Genomic DNA, 14,677 nt, shown 5'->3' on the forward strand with positions numbered 1-14,677 from the left:
CCGGCCGGCATGCAGGTCAGCCGCGCTCGTGCCCGCGCACGGGCTCATTCCTCGGCGCGGGGGTGGTGTACCGCAGCGCAGGCGCCGCGGGGGTCTCCATCCCCTCTCCGAGGAAGTAGGAGGTGTGCGGCGGCTGGTTGTAGGCCACGTGCTGCCAAGCGATCGCCAGGCGGTACTGCGGGTCGGACATCAGCGTGCGCAGCCGATGCTCGGTCGCTTCGGTGGTGGTGTAGATCCGCAGAGCTGTGGAGTCCTCGGTGCGGAACACGAGCTCCTCGCGCCAGTCACCCAGCAGATCGGCCTGCAGGGCGGGGTTGCCCTTGGTGTCGTTGTTGCTCAGCGTCCCCTCGGCCCGGAAGATCTCGACCTGCTGCGCATTCTCGTGGTCCCACTTGGAGATGGTGGGGACCCCGGTGCGCGGACCGTCGTCGAACTCGTGATCGACGATCTCGCTCAGCAGGTCGCCGTCCCACAGCGCCGTGAAGTTCGCCGCGGGGATCTCGGTGGAGATCAGCTCGCCCTGGGCGGAGCGCAGGGAGCCCACCGGGGAGTTCCATTCGGCGTCGTAGCCGACGTTCCATCCCTCGGCGCCGGGGAACCGCGGATCGATGTCCGCCATGGCGCCGCGGCCGGTGTCCCGCTGCGCGTGCACGGACCACAGCACCTCGCCGGTGGCCGCGTCGCGGAACGTCGAGCCCCGGTTCCCGCTGGCGTTCATGTCCTCGTGGACGGCGAAGACCTCGAGGCCCGGGCGCGAAGGATCGAAGTCGCTGACGTGCATCGCGTCCCCGTGGCCGAGTCCGGTGCTGTAGAGGCCGGTGCCGTCGTGGTCGATGGTCGCGGAGCCGTAGACGATCTCGTCCCGCTGGTCGCCGTCGACGTCGGCGACCACCAGGTTGTGGTTGCCCTGCCCGGCGTATCCCTCGTTGCCGGGATCGTCGGAGTCGAAGAGCCAGCGTTCGCTGAGGCGCTCGCCGTCGAAGTCCACGGCCCACAGCACCGCGCGGGTGTAGTAGCCGCGGGCGAACACGGCCGAGGGGTGCTCGCCGTCCAGGTATGCGGTCGCCGAGAGGAAGCGGTCCACGCGGTTGCCGTAGCCGTCGCCCCAGTCCTCGACGGTGCCGCGCGGCGGGCGGTAGTCGATGGTGTCCAGCGCCTCGCCGCTCTCACCGTCGAAGACGGTGAGGTACTCGGGACCGTCCAGGACGTATCCCTCGTCATTGCGGTGGTCCGCGTCGGCGTCGCCGATCACGGCGCCGACCCCGTCGACCGTGCCGTCCGCCGTCTTGACCAGGAGCTCGGCCCGGCCGTCGGAGTCGAAGTCGTACAGCTGGGGCTGGGAGTAGTGAGCTCCGGCGCGGATGTTCACCCCCAGGTCGATGCGCCACAGCTGCTGCCCGTCGAGCTCGTAGGCGTCGAGGTACACGTTCCCGGTGGCGCCTGGGCGGGAGTTGTCCTGCGAGTTGCTCGGGTCCCACTTGACGACCAGCTCGAGCTCTCCGTCGCCGTCGACATCCGCCGTGAGGGTGTCGTTGGCGCGGTAGCTGTGCTCGGTGCCGTCGACGGCGATGAAGTCCGCGGGCTTGTCCAGCGGCACGTCGAGATGGCTCTGCGCCCAGGGGGTGAACGGCTCGCTCACCCACATCAAGTTCTTCCCGCGGGATCCGCCGGGGACCGGCTTCCCGCTCGCACTGCCGCCCTCGAGCGCGATCCGGTAGGTCGATCCGGTGACCCCCTCGGGGTCCAGCAGGTTCGTCGAGTCGGTGATCGGCTCAGGCGTGATCCGCTCACCGTCACGGAAGACGACGAACCGGGAATCGATCGACTCGTTCCCGAGCAGACGCCAGGACACCAGTACGCCCTCGTCCGTGGGGACGGCGACGGCGCCGCGGTCCAGCCGCTCCGCGTCGCGCTGCAGGGTGCGGCTCGGTGGAGCGGCCTCGGCGGGTGCTGCGGCGCCGCCGGAGGCGAGGCCGGCGCCGGTGAGTGCGAGCGGCAGCGCCAGCAGCAGTGCGGCGGGCCGACGCCACAGTCGTGCGCGACGGTCGGATCGGTGGCGTGCAGGGTTGTTCGACGGCATGTCTGCTCCGTTTCAGGGAGGGGAACTGCGACGTACTGCGGGTCGGATCGTTGGGGTCAGCCCTTCACGGAGCCGATCATCACCCCCTTGGCGAAGTGCTTCTGGAGGAACGGGTAGACGAGCATGATCGGCAGGGTCGCGATGACGATCACCGCGAACTTCAGCCCTTCCTTAGGCGGCACGTAATTCGGGTCGAGGTTGCCGAGCGTGGTGGAGGGATCAGAGGAGATCGTCACCTGGCGCACGAACATCTGCAGCGTCCACTTCGAGCTGTCGGAGATGTACAGCAGCGGCGACATGAAGTCGTTCCAGATCGCCACCGCATAGAACAGCGAGAACGTGGCGATCACAGGCTTGGACAGCGGCAGCATGATCCGCCAGAAGGTCGTGAACTCGTTGGCGCCGTCGATCTCCGCGGCCTCGCGCAGCTCGTGCGGGAGCTGCTGGAAGAAAGTGCGGATCACGATCAGGTTGAAGGGGTTGATCGCCAGCGGCAGGATCAGCGCCCAATAGGAGTCCAGTAGTCCCAGCTCCTTGACCACCAGGAACAACGGGATCATGCCGCCGGAGAACAGCATCGCGAACAGCACCAGGCGCATGATCAGCCCGCGCCCCACCAGGTTCGGGTCCGAGAGCGGATAGGCCATCAGCATGGTCAGCGTGATCTGCACCAGGGTGCCCACGCCGGTCACGCCGATGGTCACCAGCAGGGACCGGATGAAGGTGTCGGTCGAGAAGATGTAGCGGTAGGTCTCCAGGGTGGGCGTGTTCGGCCACAGGAAGAACGGGCGCGAGGCGATCTCGGACTCGGTCGCGAAGGAGGCGGCGACCACATAGACGAACGGCAGGATCGTCAGCGCCGCGAAGCCGAGCAGCAGGGCGATGTTCACACCGTCGAAGAGCTTGTCCCCGCGGGTGTCGTGCTTGATGGACATCGGGGACTCCTAGAACAGTGAGGACTCGGTGAACTTCTTCGCGAGCCAGTTCGCGCCGAGGATCAGGATCAGGCCGACGATGGATTTGAACAGCCCGATCGCCGTCGAATAGCTGTAGGCGCCGTTGGTGATGCCCATGAAGTAGACGTAGGTGTCGAACACGTCCGCGACATCACGGTTCAGCGAGTTGGTGAGCATGTAGATCTGCTCGAACCCGGTGTCCAGGAAGTTGCCGATGTTGAGGATCAGCATGATGATCACGGTCGGGATGATCGCGGGGATGGTGACGTGGCGCAGCTGCTGGAACCGTCCGGCGCCGTCGATCATCGCGGCTTCATAGAGCTGCTTGTCCACGCCGGCGAGCGCAGCGAGGTAGATGATCGTGCCCCAGCCGGTGCCCTTCCACAGGGTCTGCGCCATGATCAGCGGCCGGAACCAATCCGGATCGGCGAGGAAGTTGACCCGCCCGCCGAAGAGCTCGTTGAACAGCACCGTGATCGGGCCGATGTCGAGCGCGAACAGCAGGTAGGTCAGGCCCGAGACGATCGCCCAGGACAGGAAGTGGGGGATGTAGATCGCGGTCTGGATGAACTTCTTGAGCATCTGCTTGCGCAGCTCGTTGAGCATCAGCGCCACGATGATCGGCGCCGGGAAGGCGATCACCACGTTCAGGAACGCCAGGATCAGCGTGTTGCTCAGCAGGCGGCCGAAGTCCGGGCCGCTGAACAGCCGCTCGAAGTGGTCCAGGCCCACCCAGGGGCTGCCCTGCATGCCCAGGAACGGCAGGTAGTCCTGGAAGGCGATGGTGATGCCGTACATCGGGGCGTACTTGAACACCGCGAAGTAGACGACGCCCGGCAGCAGCATCAGGTAGAGCATCGGGGAGCGGCGCAGCCGCTTGAGCAGGCTGCGCTTGCGACGGGTGGAGCTCGCGCCCGGGGCGGGCTCCTGCCCCGTCTGAAGCGGCACCGGGGAGGCGGCCGCCGGGCTGTTGGTCATGACCATGGTCGATCAGTCCTCGTGGTGATGGGGCGGGGACGGCTGCGCTGCGCGCGGCATCGCGCAGCCGTCCCCGCTGGTCGGCGGCCTGGTCAGCCCTGCTGGTAGAGCTCGTTCATCTCGTCGACCACCTGCTGGCCGCCGCTGCTGGTCCAGCGCTCGAGCTCGGCCTCGAGGCCCGCCTCGTCGAGCTGCCCGGCGAGGAACTTCAGCCGCGCATCGACCACGATCTGGTCGAGGATCGCGCCGTTCTGCAGGTAGGACTGCGACATGTAGGCAGAGCCCGGGTTGAACACGGCGTGCTCGAGATCGGCCTCGTGGTAGTCCAGGCGCTTCTGATCCAGCGCCGCCTCGGCCTCGCCCTCGGGCTTGGCGGGCAGGCCCAGGTAGCCGTTGGACTGGGTGCCGATCTGCGCGAAGGCGGAGACGTCGCTCTGGATCAGGGAGGCCTCCTCGCTCTCGATCGCGACCGCCTGGTCGCCGTCGACCTCGTAGTTCACGCCCTCGATGCCGTTGTTGAGCAGGCGCTGACCCTCCTCGGAGGAGAGCTTGTCCAGGGCGGTGAGGACGGTGGCGAGCTGGGCATCGCCCGGCACCGCGGCCTTGGGGATCGTGAGGTAGCCGGAGTAGCCCGGGGTGGGCAGGGCCCACAGGGTGCCGTCGGGGTTCTTGAGGTTGCCGACCATGGTGACCTTGTCCCCGTAGCCCTCGGGGTCGGCGTCCTTGAACAGGCCCATCAGCTGCAGCCCGCGTGAGGAGACGTCCGCGATGATGCCGCCCTGGCCGTTGAAGAAGGGCTCGTTCCAGGTGCCGCTGTCCATGGTCGCGAAATCGGCGTTGACCTGGCCCGCCTCGACCATCTCGCGCATGGTGCGGTTGGCCTCGATGAACTCGGGGGCGAGGAAGGCGGGGCTGAGGGAGCCGCCCTCCTCCTTCCACACGTTGGCGGTGCCGTGCCAGGTCTCCCACAGGTCGTAGGGGCCGTTGTTCCCGTAGCCGCTCCAGGCGGGGATGATCAGGCCGGTGGTGGCCGAGCCGTCGCCAGCGGGGTCGTCGTCGGTGAAGGCGCGGGCGATCTCCCGGAGGTCATCGGTGGTCTCGGGCTCTGCCAGGCCCAGGTTGTCCAGCCAGTCCTTGCGCAGGATCACCGACGCGCGCATCGCGTCGCGCAGGCGGAAGATGCCGTAGGTGCGGCCGTTGATGCTCGCGCCGTGGGCGACGTCCTCGTTCTCGGGGGTGAGGTTCGGGTACTCGGGCAGGATGTCGGTGAGGTCCCAGTAGCCGCCGGCCTCGGCGGTCTGGGCGAGCTCGGCGCTCTTGCCGGTGTGGACCATGACGTGGGGGATGTTGTCGCTGGCCATGGTCACGGTGACGCGGTCGGAGTAGCTCGAGTTCGGCACCCAGGTGATCTCCAGGGGCATGCCGATGAACTCCTCGATGGCCGTCTGCAGCTGGCCCTCGGGGTCCGGGGCGGTGTCGGAGAGCAGCGGCGCCATGATCTTCAACGTGGTGATCTCGGCGTCGGCGTCGGCAGATCCTCCGCCTCCGCCGCAGGCGGCGAGTCCGAGGGTGGCGGCACCGGCGGCGGCACCGCCCAGGAGGGTTCGGCGAGAGAACATCCTTGTTCCTTTCGTGGGCGAGGGCGCACGGTGCGCTCTCGCGGTGGGGACCGTGCCGTGAGGGGTCACGGGCACGGCATCGGGGTCACGCGGACGTGGGCAGGCTCGGGCGGGCGGCGACGGCGCCGCTGGTCGCTCGGGCCGGGGGACCCGCCGGCGGCTCCGCCGGGCGGGAGAGGAGGTCCTCGTTGCGGTCCAGGGAGCGGCCGACGAGGTGGTGGCTGAGCAGCAGCGGCACCGCGGCTCCGAGGAAGGGCAGCAGCCCGGGCAGGGAGAGCGCGATCGCTCCCCACAGGACCAGCGCGGCCAGGAGCACGAGGGAGGTGGGGGCCTGGGCGAGGGCGAGCAGCAGTGCCCGACCGAACACCCGTGTGGCGGGCAGGTGGTAGCGGCGGTCCAGCTCGGGGATGTGGGCGAGCGTGATCAGCAGCAGCACCGCGGCCAGGCCCAGCACCGCCTGGAGCGCGAGCGGCAGGGCGCCGCTGAGGAGCGTCGCGGCGACCAGCGCTACGAACAGTCCGGGAAGGCCGAGGGTGATCTGGCTGCGCCAGAAGCTGCTCTTCCAGACCTGTGCGGCGTGGGCCCAGCGGATCGGCTCGCCGCGTTCGGCGCGGGCTGCCGCGTCGGTCGCGGCCATGGTGGCCGGTGCCCAGCCGAGCACGATGCCGCCGGCGAGCGTGCCCGCCAGCCAGATGCCCTGGAGCACGAGGGCGCGCAGGACGAGGTCCATGCCGCCGCTGAGCGCGTGCGCCGCCCGGCCCATCAGAGCGCCTCGATCCGCAGGTCGGAGTACTCGGCGATCAGCGGCGCCATCTGGCGCAGTCCGATCGCGCCGCCGCGGCGGGCGGGACCGCCCACGGTGCCGTCATCGTTCCAGCTCAGGCACGAGATGCCGTCGATCGTGAACTCGACGGTGGTGCCGCGCCAGGTGAGGGCGAGGTGGTAGTCGCGGTCCACATCGAGCACGGCGGGCAGGGGGTCCGCGCCCTGCGCCACGAGGTGGAAGCCGTGGCTCTTGCGCACGTTGCAGGTGTGCAGGCTGCGCTCGCTGGGCCACATGCGGCGGAAGTAGGAGAGGTGGTAGGCGTCGATCGCACCGGAGTGGTACTGCTCGTACTCCCCGGTGCGGGGCGGCAGCGCAGGGTTGTGGAGGGAGCCTCCGCCGCGCGCCTGCGCGGCCCAGAAGACCATCGCGAGTCCCGGTTCGCGCAGGGGACGGAAGCCCCAGGTGATGCGCACGTCGCCCTCGTGATGGACCGGCAACCAGGCCACGAAGTTCGCCGCCTGGCCCTCCGCGGGCTCCGCGGCGCTCTCGAGGCGGAGCCGGCCGGCGGGGAACGACGCCGTCATCGGGCCCTCGATGATCCAGTCCTCTAGCTGCTCGGGGCCGGACAGCGGTGAGGAATACAGGGTCGTCATCGCCGTGCTCGCCTCCTCCCGGGTCGCCGTGCGGGCTCCTCGACGAGCCCTCGCGATGTGATCGGCGCCATCTTGAATCGTTCCATCTCGGGTTGTCAACCGCTTTCCCCCCTCGGGTTTCGGTGAGGTTCGAACGGAGAGCGAGGGGTGGAGCGAGTGACCGTTCACTTCTGCTCGGCGTGCGCGGGTGGCATGCTGCGTCGGCCCTGCGACCACCCTGTCTCGACCAGCACCGCTGCGCTCGCATCGGCCGCGTGTCGCCCCGTCACGGTGCCCGGGATGCTGTCACTCGAGACAGGGAGTCCTGCCTGCGGATGAACGGTCACCCGTTGTGAGATCGTGACCTGAGCGCCGTCACCGTCGACGCCCGAGGAGCCCGCATGACAGCTGTCCGTCGTCCGACGATCCGTGATGTCGCACGCCTTGCGGGCGTCTCGCATCAGACCGTCTCGCGGCACCTGCGCCGCGACCCGACGGTCTCGCCGATGCTCGCGGCACACATCGATCAGGCCGTCGCCCAGCTGGACTACCGCCCCAACCTCGTGGCGCGAGCGATGCGCAACCGCTCGACCGGCCGCCTCGCGCTGGTGCTGCCGGCCGGGGACGTGTGCCATTCGCTCGAGCTGCTGGGCGGGGCGAACGAGGCGGCGCAGGCGGCCGGCTTCGGGGTGGAGGTGGTGACTCTGCCCGCCGGGGAACGGCTCGCCGAGCGTGTGGGCCAGCTCGCGGACTCCGGGCTGTACGAGGCGGTGCTCTCGCTCACCGATCTGCCCAAGGCCGAGCAGCAGCGGCTGGGCACCACGCCGATCGTCTCGGCGCCGGTGTACGACAGGAAGCTTCGCGGCGTGGGCCCGCTCTCGGAGGCGAACCGGATGGCGGAGGTGGTCACGCACCTGGTCGAGCTCGGCCACCGCGAGTTCCTGCACCTCGGCGGCGATCACGGTCACCCCTCGTCCCGTCGGCGCCACGAGGCTCTCCAGCGCACTCTCGCCGAGCTCGACCTGCCGGCGGGGACCACGGTCGACTGCGGCTGGGATCCCGAGCGGGCGCTGCGCGCCGTCGCGGAGCTTCCGGAGGGCACCGGGGTCACCGCGGTGCTGGCCGACGACGACCTGCTGGCCGCCGGAGCGATCCGGGGGGCGGCCGCACGCGGCTGGCGGGCGCCCGAGGATCTCAGCGTCACCGGCTGGGACGATCTGCCGCTCGCCTCCTGGATGCGACCCTCGCTGACCACCGTGCGGATCGACCACCACCGCCATGGGGTGGAGCTGCTCGAGGAGCTGCTGCGCGTGATGCGGGGCGAGGCTCCCGCGATGGACCAGCCCTCGATCACGGAGGTCGTCTGGCGGGAGTCGACCGGGCCGGCACCGCAGCGGTAGCCCCGCCCCGCCGCCCCTGTCTCTTCTACACCTCTGACGCTGCCGACGATCCCCCTTGTGGCTGCGTGATACGCTGTGTTGAGTCGTTTCAAACGGTGTGGGTCGTGCATCGCGTCCAGCGAGCATCCTCGCCGCTCACCGCTGAGCAGCGGTCGGCACGCACACCCGCCCCTCATCCCGCCGAAGGAGCCCCCGTGACCACTCCCACCGCCTTCCCCGCCGAGATCGCGCGCGATCTCGCCGAGTTCACGATCGAGGTCCCCAGCTGGGGCTACGGGAACTCCGGCACCCGCTTCAAGGTGTTCGGCACCCCCGGCACCCCGCGCGATCCCTTCGAGAAGATCGCCGACGCCGCGCAGACCCACGCCTTCACCGGCTCCGCCCCGCGCGTGTCCCTGCACTACCCCTGGGACAGGGTCGAGGACTTCGGGGCGCTGCGCGAGTACGCCGCCGAGCAGGGCATGACGCTGGGGATGATCAACTCCAACACCTTCCAGGACGACGAGTACAAGTTCGGCTCCCTCACCCACGGTGACAAGACCATCCGCCGTCGGGCGATCGACCATCACCTCGAGTGCATCGACGTCATGCGCGCCACCGGCTCCAAGGAGATGAAGATCTGGCTGGCCGACGGCACGAACTACGCCGGCCAGGACTCGATCCGCGCCCGTCAGGACCGCCTGGCGGAGTCGCTGCAGGAGATCTACGCGGGCCTCGGGGACGATGAGCGCCTGGTGCTGGAGTACAAGTTCTTCGAGCCGGCGTTCTACCACACCGATGTCCCGGACTGGGGCACGAGCCTGCTGCACTGCCTGGCCCTCGGTGAGAAGGCGCAGGTGGTGCTGGACACCGGCCACCACGCCCCCGGCACCAACATCGAGTTCATCGTGGCCCAGCTGCTGCGCGAGAACCGTCTGGGCGCCTTCGACTTCAACTCCCGCAACTATGCCGATGATGACCTGATCGTGGGCGCCGCGGATCCGTTCCAGCTGTTCCGGATCCTGTTCGAGATCGTGCAGCAGGACGCACACCGCCCGGCCTCCGGCGTGAACTTCATGCTCGACCAGTGCCACAACCTCGAGTCGAAGATCCAGGGCCAGATCCGCTCGGTGCTGAACGTGCAGGAGACCCTCGCCAAGGCACTGCTGGTGGACCGAGAGGCCCTCGCCGCCGCGCAGGAGGACAACGACGTGCTGCGGGCGAACGAGATCCTGATGGACGCCTTCTGGACCGATGTGCGCCCGGCGCTCGCGGCCTTCCGCGAGGAGCGGGGCCTGCCCGCCGATCCCTTCGCCGCGTTCCGCGCGAGCGGCTACGAGCAGAAGACCGCCGCCGAGCGCGTGGGCGGGAACCAGATGGGATGGGGAGCCTGAGCATGAGTGAGAGGACCGCTGTGAACGAGACCGTCGCCGCCCTGCTGGAGCGCTCGAACGCGCTGGGCTCCGATCCGCGCAACACCAACTACGCGGGCGGCAACACCTCCGCCAAGGGCTCCGCGACCGACCCGGTCACCGGGGAGGAGACCGAGCTGCTGTGGGTCAAGGGCTCCGGCGGGGACCTCGGCACGCTCGAGGAGAAGGGCCTGGCGGTGCTGCGCCTGGATCGGGTGCGCGCCCTGCAGGACATCTACCCGGGCGTCGAGCGCGAGGACGAGATGGTCGCGGCCTTCGACTACTGCCTGCACGGCAAGGGCGGGGCCGCCCCCAGCATCGACACCGCGATGCACGCCCTGGTCGACGCCGAGCACGTGGATCATCTGCATCCCGATGCGGGCATCGCGCTGGCGACCGCGGCCGACGGGGAGCGCCTGACCCGTGAGTGCTTCGGCGAGGCCGTGGTGTGGGTGCCGTGGCGCCGGCCCGGCTTCCAGCTGGGCCTGGACATCGCGGAGATCAAGCGCGAGAACCCCGGCGCGATCGGCTGCATCCTGGGCGGGCACGGCATCACCGCCTGGGGCGAGACCTCCCAGGAGGCGCAGGAGAACTCCCTGCGGATCATCCGTGAGGCGACCGAGTTCATCGAGCGCACCGGCACCCCCGAGCCCTTCGGTGCGCAGGATCCTGCGCGCGCCGCGCTGCCGGAGGCGGAGCGGCGCGCGAAGGCGTCGGCCCTGTTCCCGGTGCTCCGGGGCCTGGCCTCGACGGATACGCCGATGGTCGGGCACTTCACGGACACGGAGGCGGTGCACGAGTTCCTCGCCTCCGAGAAGCTCTCGAAGCTAGCCGCTCAGGGCACGTCCTGCCCGGACCACTTCCTGCGGACCAAGGTGAAGCCGATGGTGCTGGATCTGCCGGCAGGGGCGAGCATCGAGGAGTCGGTGGCGCGGCTGAAGGAGCTGCACGAGGCCTACCGCGAGGACTACTCCGCCTACTACGCGCGCCATGCCGATGCGGACTCGCCCGCGATGCGCGGCGCGGATCCGGCGATCGTGCTGGTCCCGGGCGTGGGCATGTTCAGCTTCGGAGCGGACAAGCAGACCGCCCGCGTGGCCGGGGAGTTCTACGTCAACGCGATCGCGGTGATGCGCGGGGCGGAGGCGATCTCCACCTACTCCCCGATCGAGGAGTCGGAGAAGTTCCGCATCGAGTACTGGGCGCTCGAGGAGGCGAAGCTGCAGCGCAGGCCCAAACCCAAGCCGCTCGCGACCCGCGTGGCACTGGTGACCGGGGGCGGCTCCGGGATCGGGAAGGCCACTGCGGAGCGGCTGGTCGCCGAGGGCGCGTGCGTGGTGATCGCGGATCTGAACCTCGACAATGCCCGCGCCACCGCGGAGGAGCTGGGCGGGCCGGACAAGGCTGTCGCGCTGCGCGCGGACGTCTCCGACGAGCAGGCCGTGATCGACATGGTCGCCGAGGCGGCTCTCGCCTTCGGCGGTCTGGACCTGGTCGTCAACAATGCCGGGCTCTCGCTGTCCAAGCCCCTGCTGGAGACCACCGCGAAGGACTGGGACCTGCAGCACGACGTGATGGCCCGCGGCTCGTTCCTGGTCTCGCGGGAGACGGCGCGGCTGATGATCGACCAGGCCATGGGCGGGGACATCATCTACATCTCCTCGAAGAACTCGGTGTTCGCCGGCCCCAACAACATCGCCTACTCGGCGACGAAGGCGGATCAGGCGCATCAGGTTCGGCTGCTCGCGGCGGAGCTGGGCGGGCACCAGATCCGCGTCAACGGCATCAACCCCGACGGGGTGGTGCGCGGCTCCGGCATCTTCGCCGGCGGCTGGGGCGCCTCCCGCGCGAAGGTCTACGGCGTCCAGGAGGAGGAGCTCGGCGAGTTCTACGCCCAGCGCACTCTGCTCAAGCGCGAGGTGCTGCCCGCGAACGTCGCGAACGCCGTGTTCGCGCTGACCGCCGGAGACCTCTCCCACACCACCGGTCTGCACGTCCCGGTGGATGCGGGCGTCGCCGCGGCGTTCCTGCGATGAGCGGCGCGCAGCAGGTCCAGGAGCCGCTCGCGGTCGCGGCGATCGATCTCGGCGCCACCTCGGGCCGGGTGATGCTCGGCGTGATCGAGCAGGGCCGGATAGAGCTGGTGCCCGCGCACCGCTTCGAGAACCGCCTGCTCGAGCACGACGGTCACCTGCGCTGGGACATCGAGGCGCTGTGGGCGGAGATCCGCCAGGGCCTGGCCGACGCCCACGGCCTCGCCCTGGTGCGCGGCCTGCCCGGGCTCTCCTCGATCGGGGTGGACTCCTGGGCGGTGGACTACGGCCTGGTGGGTCCCGATCAGGTGGGGGCCGACGGCGCTGCCGTGCCCGGCAGCGGGGAGCTGCTCGGCGGGGTGATCGCCTATCGCGACAGCCGCACCGACGGGGTCGCGGACGTTTTCGCCGAGCAGGTCTCGCGGGAGCGTCAGTTCGCGCTGACCGGGATCGCGCAGCAGCCCTTCAACACCCTCTACCAGCTGGTGGCCGAGGAGCGGCTCGCCGCGCTGCCCGAGGGGTCGACGCTGCTGATGGTCCCGGACCTGATCGGCTACCTGCTCACCGGGCAGCGCCGCACCGAGCGCACCAACGCCTCGAGCACCGGGATGCTCGCGCTCGAGACGCAGGACTGGTCGCCGGAGCTGCTGGAGGCCGCCGGGGTGGATCCGGCGCTGCTGGCCCCGCTGCTCTCCCCCGGCGAGCGTCTGGGCACGGTGCTGCCGCAGCTCGCGGGCGAGCTGGGGATCGGGGAGGTGCCGGTGATCGCCGTCGGCTCCCACGACACCGCCTCTGCGGTGCTCGCGGTGCCCGCAGCGCAGGACACCCATCCCCTCGCGTACATCTCCTCGGGGACCTGGTCGCTGATCGGGCTCGAGCTGGATTCCCCCGTCGGCTCCCCGGCCGCGCTCGAGGCCGGGTTCACCAACGAGGGCGGGGTGGACGCCACCACCCGCTTCCTGAAGAACGTGGCGGGGATGTGGCTGGTCACCGAGTCGATCCGTCAGTGGGAGGAGGAGGGGGCGAGCGTGGATCTCGCCGATCTGCTGGCGGCCGCGGCCGTGATGCCCGCGCACCGCTTCCGGATCGATCCCACCGATCCCGCGTTCCTCGCACCGGGCCGGATGGCGGAACGGGTGACGATGGCCGCGACGCCGCTCGAGGGCGAGGATGAGCGTCCCCGCACTCCGGCGCAGCTGGTGCGTTGCATCCTCGAATCCCTCGCCGAGACCTACCGGGACGAGCTGCACGCCGCGTGCCGTCTGGCGCGGATGCCGCTGCCTGAGCGTCTGCACGTGGTGGGCGGCGGGAGCCGCAACGCCCTGCTGAACCAGCTCACCGCGGACGCGCTCGGCATCGAGGTGGTCGCCGGCCCGATGGAGGCGACAGCCCTGGGTAATGTGGCGCTGCAGGCCCGCACTCTCGGCGCGGTGAGCTCCGCTCCCGGGGCGCTGCGCGAGCTGGTGCGGGCGAGCGTGGACCTCGAGCGCTTCACGCCCCGTTCTTCCCTGACCGACGTGCGCTGATGCACGCCCCGATCATTGAGGTGAAAGCAGCCCGATGAAGCGACAGCTCCCCCAGCCCCGTGAACTGTTCGAGCTGATGCAGTTCAAGGCCCCGGACCTCAACGCCCGTCGGCGCCGGCTGAGCGCCGCGCTGACGATCGAGGATCTGCGGGCGATCGCGAAGCGGCGCACGCCCCGCGCCGCGTTCGACTACACCGACGGGGCAGCGGAGTCCGAGCTCTCGCTGGCTCGGGCGCGGCAGGCCTTCGCCGATGTGGAGTTCAATCCCGGGGTGCTGCGGGACGTCTCCGCGGTGGACACCAGCCGGGAGATCCTGGGCGGCAGCAGCGCACAGCCCTTCGCGATCGCGCCGACGGGATTCACCCGCCTGATGCAGACCGAGGGCGAGGTCGCCGGGGCAGGCGCCGCCCAGGCCGCCGGGATCCCGTTCACGCTCTCGACGCTGGGCACCACCTCGATCGAGGACGTCGCCGCGGCGGCCCCGCACGGGCGCAAGTGGTTCCAGCTGTACGTGATGCGCAAGCGCGAGATCTCCTACGACCTGGTCGAGCGGGCCGCCCGCGCCGGCTTCGACACCCTGCAGTTCACGGTGGACACCCCGGTCGCAGGGGCCCGGCTGCGCGATACCCGCAACGGCTTCTCGATCCCTCCGCAGCTGACCGCGCGCACCGTGCTCGACGCGATCCCGCGCCCCTGGTGGTGGATCGACTTCCTCACCACGCCCACCCTCGAGTTCGCCTCGCTGTCCTCCACCGGCGGGACCGTGGGCGAGCTGCTGGACTCGGCGATGGATCCCACCATCAGCTTCGAGGACCTCGAGATCATCCGCGGCCTGTGGCCGGGCAAGCTCGTGGTCAAGGGCGTCCAGACCCTCGAGGACGCGAAGACCTTCGCTGATCGGGGCGTGGACGGGATCATCCTGTCCAACCACGGCGGCCGCCAGCTCGACCGGGCACCGGTGCCCTTCCACCTGCTGCCCGAGGTGGCCCGCGAGGTCGGCGCCGACGTCGAGATCGGCATCGACACCGGCATCATGCACGGCGCGGACATCGTCGCCGCCGTGGCGCTCGGTGCGCGATTCACCCTGATCGGCCGCGCCTACCTCTACGGCCTGATGGCCGGTGGCCGGCCGGGCGTGGATCGCACGATCGAGATCCTCTCCGAGCAGGTGGTGCGCACGATGAAGCTTCTGGGTGCGCACACCCTCGACGAGCTCGAGCCCAAGCATGTCACGCAGCTGCAGCGGCTGGTGCCGCGCGGGCGAGCGGGCGCGGAGCAGCTCTCGCACTGAGGCCG

General features: G+C 70.0%; 11 protein-coding genes. 5 read left to right on the top strand and 6 right to left on the bottom strand.

Annotated features, from left to right (window positions below; all coding sequences use genetic code 11):
• Window positions 1-16: 16 nt before the first annotated feature.
• From BN4251_RS15785 to BN4251_RS15810, 6 genes are all read right to left on the bottom strand, one after another.
• Window positions 17-2,080 (bottom strand): rhamnogalacturonan lyase, encoded by a 2,064-nt coding sequence (locus tag BN4251_RS15785; RefSeq protein WP_170932003.1) that lies wholly within the window; start codon window positions 2,078-2,080, stop codon window positions 17-19.
• 56 nt (window positions 2,081-2,136) lie between these two features.
• A complete protein-coding gene (locus BN4251_RS15790; protein WP_087485965.1) occupies window positions 2,137-3,015 on the bottom strand; it encodes a carbohydrate ABC transporter permease in 879 nt (292 codons plus the stop codon).
• Window positions 3,016-3,024: 9 nt separating this feature from the next.
• On the bottom strand, window positions 3,025-4,014 hold the full coding sequence (locus BN4251_RS15795; RefSeq protein ID WP_087486425.1) for an ABC transporter permease: 990 nt from the start codon (window positions 4,012-4,014) through the stop codon (window positions 3,025-3,027).
• Between the two features lie 92 nt (window positions 4,015-4,106).
• Window positions 4,107-5,633 (bottom strand): type 2 periplasmic-binding domain-containing protein, encoded by a 1,527-nt coding sequence (locus BN4251_RS15800; RefSeq protein WP_087485966.1) that lies wholly within the window; start codon window positions 5,631-5,633, stop codon window positions 4,107-4,109.
• 85 nt (window positions 5,634-5,718) lie between these two features.
• A complete protein-coding gene (locus BN4251_RS15805) occupies window positions 5,719-6,396 on the bottom strand; it encodes a DUF624 domain-containing protein (RefSeq protein WP_087485967.1) in 678 nt (225 codons plus the stop codon).
• Window positions 6,396-7,052: a DUF1961 family protein gene (locus BN4251_RS15810; RefSeq protein ID WP_087485968.1), complete on the bottom strand. Its 657-nt coding sequence runs from the start codon at window positions 7,050-7,052 to the stop codon at window positions 6,396-6,398. The genes BN4251_RS15805 and BN4251_RS15810 overlap by 1 nt, the downstream gene beginning before the upstream one ends.
• Before the next feature lie 380 nt (window positions 7,053-7,432).
• Between BN4251_RS15810 and BN4251_RS15815 the strand changes: the two genes are divergently transcribed.
• The 5 genes from BN4251_RS15815 (at window position 7,433) to BN4251_RS15835 (ending at window position 14,672) form a co-directional block, all read left to right on the top strand.
• Window positions 7,433-8,431 (top strand): LacI family DNA-binding transcriptional regulator, encoded by a 999-nt coding sequence (locus tag BN4251_RS15815; RefSeq protein ID WP_087485969.1) that lies wholly within the window; start codon window positions 7,433-7,435, stop codon window positions 8,429-8,431.
• A 194-nt stretch (window positions 8,432-8,625) separates the two neighbouring features.
• Window positions 8,626-9,804, top strand: a complete 1,179-nt coding sequence (gene rhaI / locus BN4251_RS15820; protein ID WP_087485970.1) for an L-rhamnose isomerase — start codon at window positions 8,626-8,628, stop codon at window positions 9,802-9,804.
• Window positions 9,805-9,806: 2 nt separating this feature from the next.
• Entirely contained in the window at window positions 9,807-11,858 is a 2,052-nt protein-coding gene (locus BN4251_RS15825) for a bifunctional aldolase/short-chain dehydrogenase (protein WP_087485971.1), read from the top strand.
• Complete coding sequence (locus BN4251_RS15830; RefSeq protein ID WP_087485972.1) at window positions 11,855-13,381, top strand: rhamnulokinase; 1,527 nt, start codon at window positions 11,855-11,857, stop codon at window positions 13,379-13,381. The genes BN4251_RS15825 and BN4251_RS15830 overlap by 4 nt, the downstream gene beginning before the upstream one ends.
• Before the next feature lie 34 nt (window positions 13,382-13,415).
• Window positions 13,416-14,672 (top strand): alpha-hydroxy acid oxidase, encoded by a 1,257-nt coding sequence (locus BN4251_RS15835; protein WP_087485973.1) that lies wholly within the window; start codon window positions 13,416-13,418, stop codon window positions 14,670-14,672.
• The last annotated feature ends 5 nt before the right edge of the window (window positions 14,673-14,677 follow it).

Origin of the sequence: Brachybacterium massiliense, assembly GCF_900184245.1 — a bacterium.
In the GTDB taxonomy this organism is placed as follows: Bacteria; Actinomycetota; Actinomycetes; order Actinomycetales; family Dermabacteraceae; genus Brachybacterium; species Brachybacterium massiliense.